Source organism: Streptomyces sp. NPDC087428 (assembly GCF_044744085.1).
Classification (GTDB): Bacteria; Actinomycetota; Actinomycetes; order Streptomycetales; family Streptomycetaceae; genus Streptomyces.
In genome coordinates, this window is the sequence record NZ_JBIUXR010000002.1 from 651,245 (window position 1) to 663,968 (window position 12,724).

The 12,724-nt window shown below is 68.0% G+C and carries 11 protein-coding genes and 1 pseudogene; 8 read left to right on the plus strand and 4 right to left on the minus strand.

Features of this window, described 5'->3' with window-relative positions; translation table 11 throughout:
* Positions 1-14 precede the first annotated feature (14 nt).
* Positions 15-1,595 (minus strand): B12-binding domain-containing radical SAM protein, encoded by a 1,581-nt coding sequence (locus ACIO3R_RS06595; protein ID WP_402103920.1) that lies wholly within the window; start codon positions 1,593-1,595, stop codon positions 15-17.
* Positions 1,596-1,906: 311 nt separating this feature from the next.
* Between ACIO3R_RS06595 and ACIO3R_RS06600 the strand changes: the two genes are divergently transcribed.
* The 6 genes from ACIO3R_RS06600 to ACIO3R_RS06625 all read left to right on the plus strand — a co-directional run bounded on the left by ACIO3R_RS06600 (position 1,907) and on the right by ACIO3R_RS06625 (position 8,444).
* Positions 1,907-2,857 (plus strand): ABC transporter ATP-binding protein, encoded by a 951-nt coding sequence (locus ACIO3R_RS06600; RefSeq protein ID WP_385346451.1) that lies wholly within the window; start codon positions 1,907-1,909, stop codon positions 2,855-2,857.
* A complete protein-coding gene (locus tag ACIO3R_RS06605) occupies positions 2,857-3,579 on the plus strand; it encodes an ABC transporter permease (protein WP_402103924.1) in 723 nt (240 codons plus the stop codon). The genes ACIO3R_RS06600 and ACIO3R_RS06605 overlap by 1 nt, the downstream gene beginning before the upstream one ends.
* 11 nt (positions 3,580-3,590) lie before the next feature.
* Entirely contained in the window at positions 3,591-4,802 is a 1,212-nt protein-coding gene (locus tag ACIO3R_RS06610; RefSeq protein WP_402103927.1) for a sensor histidine kinase, read from the plus strand.
* Between the two features lie 275 nt (positions 4,803-5,077).
* The gene (locus tag ACIO3R_RS06615) at positions 5,078-6,511 is read left to right on the plus strand and encodes a glycosyltransferase family 39 protein (RefSeq protein WP_402103930.1); all 1,434 of its coding nucleotides are present in this window, start codon (positions 5,078-5,080) and stop codon (positions 6,509-6,511) included.
* Positions 6,512-6,775: 264 nt separating this feature from the next.
* Positions 6,776-7,153 (plus strand): VOC family protein, encoded by a 378-nt coding sequence (locus ACIO3R_RS06620; RefSeq protein ID WP_385025623.1) that lies wholly within the window; start codon positions 6,776-6,778, stop codon positions 7,151-7,153.
* 694 nt (positions 7,154-7,847) lie between these two features.
* Positions 7,848-8,444 (plus strand): hypothetical protein, encoded by a 597-nt coding sequence (locus tag ACIO3R_RS06625; protein WP_385025626.1) that lies wholly within the window; start codon positions 7,848-7,850, stop codon positions 8,442-8,444.
* On the opposite strand, the pseudogene ACIO3R_RS06630 reads toward ACIO3R_RS06625, so the two are convergent.
* Both ACIO3R_RS06630 and ACIO3R_RS06635 read right to left on the minus strand, forming a co-directional pair.
* Positions 8,410-8,490 (minus strand): annotated as a pseudogene (locus ACIO3R_RS06630) (IS5/IS1182 family transposase); the annotation flags it as partial. The gene ACIO3R_RS06625 and the pseudogene ACIO3R_RS06630 overlap by 35 nt on opposite strands.
* A gap of 42 nt (positions 8,491-8,532) precedes the next feature.
* Positions 8,533-8,964 (minus strand): hypothetical protein, encoded by a 432-nt coding sequence (locus tag ACIO3R_RS06635; RefSeq protein ID WP_385025629.1) that lies wholly within the window; start codon positions 8,962-8,964, stop codon positions 8,533-8,535.
* A 319-nt stretch (positions 8,965-9,283) separates the two neighbouring features.
* Here ACIO3R_RS06635 and ACIO3R_RS06640 point away from each other — a divergent pair, with 319 nt between their 5' ends.
* A complete protein-coding gene (locus ACIO3R_RS06640) occupies positions 9,284-9,694 on the plus strand; it encodes a hypothetical protein (RefSeq protein ID WP_385025632.1) in 411 nt (136 codons plus the stop codon).
* On the plus strand, positions 9,691-11,847 hold the full coding sequence (locus tag ACIO3R_RS06645) for a tetratricopeptide repeat protein (RefSeq protein ID WP_385025635.1): 2,157 nt from the start codon (positions 9,691-9,693) through the stop codon (positions 11,845-11,847). Before ACIO3R_RS06640 ends, ACIO3R_RS06645 begins: the two co-directional genes overlap by 4 nt.
* Before the next feature lie 23 nt (positions 11,848-11,870).
* Here ACIO3R_RS06645 and ACIO3R_RS06650 read toward each other — a convergent pair whose 3' ends face one another.
* Positions 11,871-12,722 carry a methionyl-tRNA formyltransferase gene (locus ACIO3R_RS06650; RefSeq protein WP_385025638.1) on the minus strand — a complete coding sequence of 284 codons (852 nt, stop codon included), beginning with the start codon at positions 12,720-12,722 and terminating at the stop codon, positions 11,871-11,873.
* Positions 12,723-12,724 lie beyond the last annotated feature (2 nt).

A 12,724-nucleotide genomic window follows, 5' to 3' on the forward strand; every position in this document is an offset into this window, starting at 1 on the left:
GGGAATCCCTTCTGTCAGCCGCCGACCGTGATGCCGAGTTGTTTTCCGTAGTCGCGCACTTCGGCCCTGGCCCCAGCGAGATCGTCGAGAGCGAGGCCCGGCATCACCGACTCCACGTAGTCTGCCATGGCCTCCTCCCGGTCGATGATGTCCTTGCCCCGCCACTTCCTGGCACGCAGTTCGTGCTCGTGCCGGCTGGGCAGCGACAGCTTGAGCTCATCGGCGTTCACACGGGCCAGTTCCGGGTCAAGCAGCATCTTGAAGTCCAGCGATCCGGGCTCGGGGGACAGCACCTCGACGTCAAGGGAGGCGATGGCAGCGGCCCCTGAGGTCAGCAGGTTCTTCATCGAGTCGATGTTCTCCCGCATCAGTTCGGCGTCCATGCCGAGGTGGCCAATGACGAAGCCGACTTTGAGCAGGAGCCCGTTGTTCCTGGCCGACTGCAACGCCTTCACGTTGTGGTCGAACATTTTCTCGGCCCGGAACGCGGAGTCATGCTCCCGGATCGATACCAGGGGCTTCCGCATCGCCCGCAGGGAGACGGGAGTGCCCGCATCGAGACCGACCATGAGTTGTCGCACGCCCAGTGCACGCAAGGTGGCCGCGTGCCGTTCGTCGGACAGACCGTCCGCCCGCGCGTAACCCACCATCACCGGTCGGTCGTCCTCGGGGAGATCCGCCCACCATCGGGGCGGTTCAGCGGCCATCTCCCTGAGCAGCCTACCGAAGGTCAGGGGCAGTTCGTCGGCGGTCAGGTAGAGGTAGTCGTAGCCCGACGAGTGCGCCGCGCGGATCACTTCCCAGGCTGATTCCGCGTCGGGCACGGAGTTGCGCCACATGCCGCCGAACTGGATCGAGCAGAAGGAGCAGGCGTCGTTGCGGGCAAACTTAATGCAACCTCGACCTATTTCCACGGGCATTCCCGCGCTCACCCTGCGGCCCGTCAGGTTCTCGAAGGTCGGCACGACCCGGCTGCGGAAGTTGTTCCCGTACAGGGACGAATGATCGAAGGCACGATCGATCAGCGAGTAGTCGATCTGACTGTGGACAGGCTCGCTGCGTTGCGCTTGCACCGTCACATCCGTGCCGTCAAACCAAGCGAGGCCGGGATAGACGCCACCTGAGGCTGTGCCGCCACGGCTGAGGGTGGCTATGAGGTCTACGAGGCCGCCGACGACCTCGTTCCCGACGAACGCGTAGTCGATCACTCCTCGCCGAGACGACAGGCACTCACGAGTAAGCGCCGTCACGTGGTCGTTTCCTACGATCGTGACGATCTCGCTGTTCGCACGCTTGGCGGCAGCGCACAAGTGCAAGCCGGCCTCGTACGTCGCGGTCAGGGCGCTGATACACAGTGCGAGGATGTCGCCCGCGTACTCCTCGACGTAGGCGAGGACCTCCGGCCAGGGCGTCACGGTCCCGTCGATGTACACCGGTTCAACGCCGGGGACGGATAACAAAGCGGAGCTCAGGGTGAGGATCCCGAGGTTGGGGAAGTCAGACCAGTCGGTGTGCTCCTCCGGCCGCGTGACAGTGCAAGCAACGCCGTCTAACACGGTGTTGGAGTTCGGTGGGCTCACGACAAGCACCTGCATCCTGCATCCTTCTTCCTCATAGCCGTGCATGGATCATCGGTCCCGCACAGGCGCTGCTGGAGGCGACACAGGCGAGTTGACGCCTCCCCGGGCCGACGAGTGCCACACCGGATCACTGCCCGCAGACGGCAACCGCCCTGTCATGCCTCCTGGAGAAGGAGCTTTGAGAACGTTACGGACGGCAGACCGTGTGCTCCACAGACATTTCGGCCACCTAAGAGCTGTCCCGACCGCGCGATGACATTTGTCATCACGGAGTCCGTACATGCGCCTCTGCCGGGGCCCGGCCCCGACTCCGTAGCGTCATGGACATGAGAGAGACAACGGGGAACGGGGCCGCGGTGGTCTTCACCGGGGCGGTGAAGACCTTCGGCCGGGCCGGGCGGAGCGTGCGGGCCGTGGACGGGATCGGACTGACCGTCGAACGGGGGGAGACGGTCGCGCTGCTCGGCCGCAACGGCGCGGGGAAGTCCACCGCCATCAGCCTGCTGCTCGGCCTGGACGAGCCGGACTCCGGCAGTGTGCGGGTACTGGACCGCTCCCCCGGACAAGCGGTCCGGGCCGGTCTCGTCGGCGCGATGCTCCAGGACGGGCGGCCCATCCAGCGGGTGACCGTCCGCGAGCTGATCACCTTCGTCGCCTCCACCTACCCGCACCCGATGCCGGTCACCGAGGCGCTGGACCTGGCGGGCGTCGCGGAGTACGCGAACCGGCGGATCGACAAGCTCTCCGGCGGCCAGATCCAGCGGGTCCGGTTCGCCGTCGCACTGGCCGGAAATCCGGAACTGATCGTGCTGGACGAGCCGACCGCGGCCCTGGACGTGGAGGGACGCCGCGGCTTCTGGGACTCGATGCGCGCCTACGCCCGGCGCGGCAACACGGTGATCTTCTCCACCCACTACCTGGAGGAGGCCGACGAGAACGCCGACCGGATCGTCGTCATCGACCGGGGCCGGATCGTCGCGGACGGCAGCGGCGAATCCATCAAGGGCGCCGCCGGTCACCACCAGGTCTCCTTCGACCTGGCGGGCCGGCCCACCGAGGGCCTTGAGCTGCTGCCAGGCGTCGCCACCGTCGAGGTGACCGGGGACCGCGCGCTGCTGCACACGGACGACTCGGACGCCACCGTCGTGGAGCTGGCCCGCCTCGGCCTGGTCCGGGGCCTGGCGGTCTCCCACGCCACGCTGGAGACCGCCTTCCTCTCCCTCACCTCTACGGCCGCGGCTCCGGAGAGCCGGACCGGCCGGAAGGAGACCGTCTGATGTTCCAGTACATCGTGCTCGAAATCCGCCGGACCCTGCGCGACGGCTTCTTCCTGATCTTCGGCACCGGGATGCCGGTGATGATGTATCTGCTCTTCACCAACATCGGGGGCGGCGAGGGCGTCGACGGCTGGAAGACCACCGCGATGGTCGGCATGGCCGCGTACGGGGCGCTGGGCTCCGCGATGTCGATCGGTACGGGGGTCGCCTCCGACAAGTCGCTGGGCTGGCTCCAGCAGTTGCGGGTCACCCCGCTCTCCCCGTCGCAGGCGGTCGTGGGACGCGCGGTCAGCGGTTCGGTGACGGTGCTCCCGACGATCCTCACCGTGCTGCTGGCCGGCGGGCTGCTCAACGGGGTACGGCTGGGCGCCTGGCAGTGGGCCGCGCTCGTCCTGCTGCTGTGGATCGGCGCCCTGCCCTTCACCCTGCTCGGGATCGGCAACGGCTACCGGCTGACCCCGCAGGGCACCGGCGTGGTCAACGTCGCGTGCCTGATGGGCTTCGCCGTCGTCGGCGGACTGTGGTTCCCGCTGGAACTGCTCCCCGGCCGGCTGCGCTCCGTCGGCGGGTTCACCCCCGCCAACCGGTTCGCGGAACTGGGCTGGGCCGCCACCGACGGCCACGCGCCCGGCGCCACGACCATCGGTGTACTCGCCGCGTGGCTGCTGCTGTTCGGCACGTACGCCGTGGTCTCGTACCGTCGGTCCGCGAGGACCGTGTGACGGGAGCGAGCATGTTCGGGAACGGATCACAAGCGCGCGAGGTACGGCGAAGGCGGCGTGCGGAGCGACGGCAGTGGCGGAGGGAGCACCGGCGTCCGGGACCTCCCGGGCCCTACGTCCTGCTCCCCTGGCTGCTGCTGGGCCTGGGCGCCTTCTCCAATCTGTTCCAGGGCGATGCCCCCAACCCCTGGATCGGCGGCATCGGCCTGTTCACCTTCAACTCCCTCTACATCTCGGTGGTGTTCCGGGGCTTCGACAAGAGGGCGCGCGAGAGCCCGTTGACGTACGTGCTGCTGGCCGCGCTGACCGCCGTCACGCTGGGGCTCGCGGGCGGGTACGGCGGCAGCTGGCTGCTGTTCTTCCCGCTGCTCTCGCTGGCCTGCGGGACCGTCCTGCGCCGACGCTGGCTGGCGGTCTGTCTGCTCGTGCTCGCCGTGGTCGCCTGCCTCGTCTCTGTGTGGCACAAGGACAGCACCTCGACGCCGTGGACGCTGGCCTACGGCACGTTCATCTCCGGTGCGGTGACGGCCGCGCTGCTCACCCTGTCGGAGACCGTGATGGAGCTGCGCTCCACCCGGCAGGAACTGGCCCGCGCCGCCGTCGAACGGGAGCGGCTGCGCTTCTCGCGCGATCTGCACGATCTGCTCGGCCACACGATCTCCGTGATCGTCGTCAAGTCGGAGGCCGCGCGCAGGCTCGCGCCGCACGACATGGACCAGGCACTCCAGCAGGTCGCCGACATCGAGTCGGTCGGCCGGCAGGCTCTCACCGAGATCCGGGAGGCGGTCACCGGCTACCGCGAGGGGAGCCTCGCCACCGAGCTCGACCGGGCCAGGTCCGCGCTGACCGCCGCCGGCATCGAACCGACGGTCCGCCGCTCGGGCCCGCCACTCGCACCGCAGACGGAGGCGCTGCTCGGCTGGGTGGCCCGGGAGGCCGTGACGAACGTCCTGCGTCACTCCACCGCCACCGCCTGCACGTTCGTGATCGACGGCACCGCGGACCGGGTCCGGCTGACGGTCACCGACGACGGCACCGGCCCGCCGGCCGGGGCAACGGCCACCCCGGGCATCGGCGGCACAGGCCTGAAGGGCCTCACCGAACGCCTGGCGACGGCGGGCGGCTCCCTGGACGCGGGCCCGGGACCGGGGGGCGGCTTCGTGGTGACGGCGGAACTCCCGGCGGACGCGCCGGGCGAGTCCGGTTCCGTTCCCGCCCCGTGACGCCGCGGAACAACCCCATACAGGCCCCAGGGCCGGGCCCGGAACCGGACTCCAGCACCGAGGACTACGGCGTACGACCGACGCCGGTCCCGGCGTAGTACCTGCGAGGGACCCGGACCCGCCTCGCGTAGCTCCTGCGCGGCCCTCGGGGTCGTCCGCGCAGGTGACGACGCCGATCACCGCCGCCGCTTAGCGTGCTGAAGGTAGTCGGAGCCCTCCGACGGCTGTCAGGGGTTCCGGTCGCCTCCCCCTTCACGCCGAGCCGGAGCTTCGCCATGCCCAAAACAACACTCGCGGCCGGTCCCGCGGCCCTCAGCCTCTTACTCGGGCTGTGGGGGATCACCCGCGAGAACAGCATGTGGCGTGACGAGGCGGCGACGTGGCAGGTGGCCCACAGGAGCATCCCCGAGATCTGGCACCTGCTGGACACGGCCGAGGTCGTCCACGGCCTCTACTACCTGTTCGCGCACGGCGTCTTCGCCGTCTTCGGAGACGGCCTCCTCGCCCTGCGGCTGCCCTCCGTCCTCGCGATGGCCGGCGCCGCCGCCGTGATCACCCTCCTGGGCGCCCGGCTGGCCGACCCGTGCACGGGACTGGCCGCGGGCCTGGCCTTCTCCTTGATCCCCGCGGTCCAGCAGTACGCGCAGGAGGGGCGTTCGTACGCCCTGGTGACAGCCTGTGCGGCAGTGGCCTGCCTGCTGCTGGTCGAGGCGATCGACCGGCCGGGCGCGGGACGCTGGGCGGCGTACGGCACGGTTGTGCTGCTGGCCGCGCTGCTCAACTGGTTCTCGCTGCTCCTGCTGTTCGCGCACGCCGTGACACTGGCCCTGTCCCGTCCGCCCCGCGCGACCGTACTGCGCTGGGCAGCCGCCTCGTCCGCCGCCGTGATCGGCGCGCTCCCCCTCATCCTGGCGAGCAGGACCCAGACGGGGCAGGTCGCCTGGATCCCTCCGGTCCGCCCGAGCACACTGCTCGGCCTGCTGCTGACCCTTCTCGCGGGCGGCCTCTGCTCCTGGCTCGCCCGGCCGGGAACGGACCTCCGCACGCCCCGCCGCACCCGGGTCCCGCTCACGGCGATGGCCGCGCCCCTGCTCGCCGTCCCCCAACTCCTGTTACTGGCGGCCTCGCTGGCCCATCCCGTCTACCTCACCCGCTACGTCCTGTTCAGCTACCTCGGGCTCGCCCTGCTCATCGGCGCGGCGTGCCGCGCGCTCACGTTCCGTCTGCGCACACCGCCACACCGGCTGATCGTCGCGGTCATGGCCCTCGCCTTCCTCGGGCTGATCCCCGTCCAGCTGTCACTGCGCGATCCGGCCGGCCGGATCGACGACGTGCTCGCCACGGCGGAAGACGTCGCCGCGGTCCACGAGGCGGGTGACGCGGTGCTGTACATCCCTGCGGCGCGCCGTGACACCGCCCTTGTCTCGCCCGCCGCGTTCACCGGGATCAGGGATCTGGCACTGGTCCGGGACGCGCCGGAATCCGGCACCATGAACGGCGTGGAGGGCACCCCGGCACAGATAGCCGAGGCCATGCCGACGGTGAGCCGCATTCTGGTCGTCAGCGACGACGGTGCGCCATCCGCCAGCACGGATCGCGACCGGGCCAAATGGCGTGTCCTCAAGGAGCACTTCGTCCGCTGCTCCGAGGTCAGCGAGCACGGCCGCCGGGTCACGGTGTACCGGGCGCGGCCGGTACGGGGCCGGTGACGGCCGAGCGGTCGTTCAGCAACCGTCGATGTGTGCCGGGGTCCCTCGCTTGTCCAACCTTCGATCCGAAAGCTACTGACGGGCTATTTGATAGGTGAATCGCCGCTCGTCAACGGCACCCCAAGGGCGTCCGAGTGCGCTGGGGGTACTGATGGCTGTAGCGGCACGAGCAAGCAGTCCGGGGCGATCTTCGAGTTGTCGTACATGGACGCAGTCATCGGAAAATGAGTCGTGCAGGCGAGCGCATTCTCCTATATTTCCCGAATGCAGATCGTCGTGACGCTGGACTGTGTTGATACCGAGGCGCAAGCGAGGTTCTGGCTCGCCGCGCTCGCACCGCTGGAATACCGGCGCGCCCTCGACGCACCTCCTTACCTCAGCCTGACCGGGCCCGCGCCGGCGCCAATTCTGCTCTTGCAGCATGTCCCAGAGCAGAAGCACGGCAAGAACCGAATGCATCTCGACCTCGACTTCGGCACCGCCGATCTGGCCGTCGAGGTCGACCGACTCGAACGGCTCGGTGCCCAACAATCCTCTGGAGAGCAGACTGAACACGGATTCCGGTGGGTCGTACTCACCGACCCGGAAGGCAACGAGTTCTGCGTGTTCTCGCCGCCGTCAGGCGCCAGTACGGCGAAGTAGTCCACGCCCCCGCCTCTCATCACGGAAAGCCACAGAACATCGGATCTGGCACAGATTCTGACCCCGAATGACGCATAAGACAGACCGCCCGTCTCATCGAACTGAGTCCAGACGACTCACTCCGCACAGGTCAGTCAGTGACGATCGACTTCGCTGAGACAGAACAGCGGCACTCGGAAGGCGTGGTGTACAAGGAGGCGCCTGACATGTTTCCATCACGCTGTGACACGGGGTCTGCTACCGGTGACCAACGGAGGAATATGGACTGGGCCCACGCCGCTGGGTACGGCGCTCTGGGCGGCTTACTGGTAGAAGCCGTCACCACCTTTGGCCGCTTGATTGATTGGCAGGAAGCGCGACGCCGCGCCCGTGTAGCTCGACGACGCAGACTGCCACCGATCTCCAGGTTCATGGATCCGATCGCGGACCCCCTAGTCGCCGTGAGCCGGGTTCTTCTTGGCGCGGCCGCCGGCTGGGCGCTCCACAGTCAGGTTGTCGGCGTAGGCGCCGCCATCGCGGCTGGGGCCTCCGCGCCCGCCCTCCTGAGACAGCTCGCGACCAGTCACAGAATTCGCGACACGATCGCAGGGCGTGCCGCGGAGGCCGAGAACGCCGATTTCGCTGCGGCGCTCATGGGCTCCGTACCAACTTCGGCAGGACAGCAAACCGAACGTCGGACCGAGGGGAAGACATCATGAGCGGGCTGGCCAACGGCCTGTGGCACCCGCTGCGAGGAATCAGCAGAGCACCTTTGCCAACCGAACGTTGCTGGCGCGGGCAACCGCTCGGACGCCGCTACCTCGCCTCACTGCTGGACTTCCCCCTACCCAGGCCGGCCTCGCCCGCAACGTCGGCCGCACCGCGCCCCCTCAAGGTAGAAGCCCATGAGACCCGACCGGTCACAGGCGTCGCCATCGTCAGCGTGTTCCTGGTCCGAGCAGGACTCACCGCGCTGATCAATGCCATGCAGAGTGGTCTGCACGTGGTCACCGACGTCGACGAACCGGCAGACCTCCCCGCTCCCTCTCTGTACGACCTTCTGGTCCTCGACCTGGACAGGCTCGATCATCCCTTCGAGGTCATCGAGCAGCTCGCCTCGGAGGTAAGGATCATCGCCCTGTCCGGCTCCCTGGAGTGGGACGATGCGGCCGATGCGCTCCAGGCCGGAGCCCTCGGTTACTTGACCAAACACGATCCGCCGGAAGAGTTCGTCTCCGCGGTGGAAGCAGTCAGGTCCGGCCAGCTCGTTACCTCCAAAGCATTGCGAACTGGCGTGGGCTCAGCCCAGTGAACGGACCTATCCAAGACGACTCTGACGCCGTGATCACACCAGCCACATCTTGATCATTCCATCCGGTACCGACCGGACGGAAGAGCCGTCAGACCTCTGGGATGAAGGACGGCTCGATACCCATCGCAGCGGCTCCCTCACGCACGGAACGGCCGAACCGCTTGATCTCCACCAGAAGAACATCCCAAGCAACGGGCGACGTCCAGAAGCCGGGCGTGAAGTCGGAGCCGATTCGCCAGCCTCCATCGGAGCCAACGATGCGGATCAGTCCCACATCCGCTTGCATCGAGTCGAACTCGAAACCCTCCCGGCCTGCGGCCCGGCTCTGGAACCAGAGCGCCAGATGGTACGCAAGCTCAGCAACGGGAAAAGCCGCCTCGGACCACACCGCCCTCCCCTCTTCCCAGATGGACAGCTCTGCCTCGATGTCAAGGAGAAGCACCTCCAGGGGAGCCTCGTGTGCGGCGGGACCGCGCCGCGGCAGATCCGACAGTCCAAAGTTCCGGCAGACGAACCGCACCGCTCGGCCTCCAGGAAATCCGAGGCCCACTACACCTACCCGCCATCCAAATGTAGAAGACCGTACCAAGTCATGCCGGACACCCTGCTTGGCGAACCATTTGCGGGACAAGCCTTTAGGGTGGCGTCAATCTTGCTCGCTTGGAGGCAAAGGCAACCAGCGGCCCCTGGTAACGACAGGTCCATTGCAAGGGTTCGTTGCGGTGATTGCCCCGGGGCAAGGACAACAGCGGCGAGAAGCACCTGCCTCGGCCCGGTGTACTGACACCCCGTCGACTCTCTAGAGTCGAAGCCTGGACCATATCGAGGGAGGGCAGAGAATGGACGCGGAGATGACCCTATTAGCGGGTACAGCCGGGACGACGATCGCGACGCTGCTGGCGACCGACGCGTGGGCCGGCACGCGAAACGGGGTAATCGCGCTGTGGCGACGTGCCCGGCCGGACCACGAGGAGAACGTCGCTGCCCAGCTCGACGCGTCGCGCCAGGACCTCCTCGATGCGCAGGCTGACGGTGAAGAGGGGACCGAGCGTGAAGTCGCGGCAGAGTGGCGAGGCCGTATCCGCCGTCTCCTCGTCGCCCACCCCGAGCTGACGGCGGAACTGCGCTCCCTGCTGGCTGAACTCACGCCTCATACACACACCACCGCGTCCGTCACCCAACGCGCGACCGCTTCTGGCAGCTCACGCGTGTACCAGGCCGGCCGCGACCTGAACGTCGACGAGCGGTGACCGGCCGCAACGACGGCCAGGCCACCGACCAGGGGCGCGTCTACCAGTCAGCGGGCGACCAGCACATCATCGAGCACCATCATCACGGCCCCGCCTGGACCGGCCCGGACTCGGTGCGGCGTCCGCCCATCGGCCGAGCACCGGCCATCCTCCGGGATCGCCACGAACTCCTTGGGCGCCTGAAGGAGGCGACGACCGGGGACGCCGGAAACACCGTGTTTGTCCTGCACGGCCTGGGAGGATGCGGCAAGACGTCTGTGGCGTGTGCAGTCTTCGAACACGCCACACGGGAACGCGGACGCCTGGGCCTGTGGGTCAACGCTTCGGATCAGGCATCCCTGCGGGCCGGGATGCTCGCGGTGGCCGCCGACCGAGGTGCCGGAGACGGCGAGCTGCTGGCCGCACGTAACGGCCTGCGCGCGGCTGCGGACTTGGTCTGGGACTATCTCGACCGGTCCGACCTGCCATGGTTGCTGGTGTTGGACAATGCCGACGACCCCGCGGTGCTGCGGGACGGTGGGTGGCTGCGTACCAGCCCGCGCGGAACCGTCCTCGTGACCACACGGCAGGCCGCCGGCCACTGGTGGCCCGCCGCCGAGTTGCTGCATGTAGGTGTCCTGCCACGTGACGAGGCGGCCCAGGTTCTGCGCGATCTGGCCCCCGGCACGGGTTCCGCCGACGACGCGGCCGCCATTGCCGACCGCCTCGGCCGCCTGCCACTTGCTCTGACCCTGGCCGGCGGGTTCCTGGCACACCAGGTCATCACCCCCTGGACGATGGAGGAGTACGGGCGTCGTCTGCAGGAGCGTCAGGATCCCATCGAGCTGATCGACCAAGGCGCCACCGACGCGAGCAGCGATTCACGTCACCTGGTGAGCGGAACGTGGCAGCTCTCGCTGAACTCCCTGGTCGGGCAGAACCTGCCCGAGGCTGTCACCCTGCTCCGCCTACTGGCCTGCTGGTCGAGCGACCCGCTGCCTCTGTCGCTGCTGGCCGACGTCCGGCTCGACCTGCCGCTGCCTGCAGACAGGGTGGAACTGGCGCTTCGGGGACTGCTCGACCACTCGCTCACCGAACTCGTTCCCGGCGACATCCGCTGCCTGCGCACGCACGGGGTGCTTCTCGACAGCGTCGCGCGCGTCACCCCGGCCGGTGAACGCGACCGAACCGCTTCAGCAGCGGCCGGACTTCTGCTGCGTTGCCTGCCCGCGTCACCGGAACGGGGTTTGCGCGACGGCCGACTCACGGTTCTCGCGCCACACGTCCTGGGGTTGCTTCGCCGCGTGATCACCTGGCCCGAGATCGCGGTCGGCACCGTCGAGACTGCGGCCACCTGCGCACTGCTCCTGGTGACGGCCCAGCATCGTTCCGGCGACTACGCCTCTGCGCTGGCCGCGGCCGAACAGGCGACGGATCTCGTGCGCCGACGACTGGGCGCTGATCACCTCCTGGTACTGCGTCTGCGGCAGCGGATCGGGAAGGCGACCGATCGTCTGGGACGCCTTGAGGAGGCGGCGAATGTCCACCGCAGGCTGCTCGACGACCTCGAACGGGTCTGCGGGCCCGAGGCTCCGGCTACCCTGACCACCTGCCTCCACCTGTCCCGTCCGCTGACGTGGCTCGACCGGCCCGCGGAAGCGGTGCAGTTGATGCATCGGGCGGCGGCCGGGCGAGCCTCCCTGCTGGGCCCGTGGCACCCGCTGACGCTGGAGGCGAGGGCATGTCTGCTCGAACTGCCGCCCGGACCGGATCTGGAGCGCGAGGCACCGTTGGGACCAGCCCTGGTCGCCGACTGCCTGCGTGAACTCGGCGCAGACCATCCCATCACTCTGTCGGCCGAACTCAACTGCGCGGGGGCGCTGTTCAGTATCGGACACCACGCCGAAGCGCTGCCGTTGGCCCGCCGTGCGCTGGCTGCGCACGAACACCGCTTCGGAGCCGACTACCCCATCACGCTAGCGGCACGAAGCCTGCTCAGTAGTGTCCTGCACGCCGTGGGCGAGCACCGGGAGGCAGTCGAACAGGCGACGGTCGTCAGGGAATGGCGCGAGCGAGTACTCGGTCCGGAGCACCCGTGGACGACGGTGATCAGAGACAAGCTCACGCGGTTCCGCCGTGCTCTGACTCAGGCAACGCCGCCCGACCCGACCTGACATGCGGCGGTTTCGGTATCCGTTCAGGATTCAGAGTCCGCCACGGGTACGGACTCCGTGATCCACACGGGCCCGTCCCCGCACATCATCTTGATTCCGTCCGCCGGCTGCAACGACGTGCGTACAACCCGCAGCCTGCGGTCAGCAACCGTGGCAACCGGGCCGGATTTTCCCGAACTGCCGAACCTGATGGCACGCACCTGGTTGTGGATCTCCTCCCTGGCGGCGCCCCAGTCGATGCACGAGAACTCGGGTTCCATCCATCCCGCGTACGTGGCGGACTCCTCGTCCTGCGCCGTACCGGGGAAACCTGTTACGGCCCGCGAGAGCGCGAGGGGCAGAAGCCGCTCGATATATCGGTCGACTTCTCCCCACAACAACCCGGGGACAACATCGTCACGCAAGACGATCCCGGACTCCTGGGCCAGGATTCCCCCGGAGTCGAACTCACTCTCCATCCAGTGAATACTGACGCCGATTTCCCGATCACCGTTCCTGATCGCCCAATTGATCGGAATAGGACCTCGATACTTCGGCAGCATGGACGTGTGCACATTGATCGCGCCCAGATTCGCAGACTGAAGGATCGCCGATGACAGCTTCCACGGGAAGCCATAGCAGACGATGAGATCGGCCCGATACCCCTCGACGATGTGCGGCAACGCGTTCTTCCGGCCCGGGATCAGCAGATCCATCCCGTCCGGCAGCGCCTCGACGATCCCGCGCACGACGTCGCCGGCACCGCTGCGCGTTGGCCCGCTCGGGCGCAGCGATCGCGCATGCAGATAGGCGACGGGCAGGTGCCCGGCCTGCTCGCAAACCCTGCGCAAGAGGGCGAACCCTTCCGCAGAGTATGAAATCAGGATGATGCGCACAT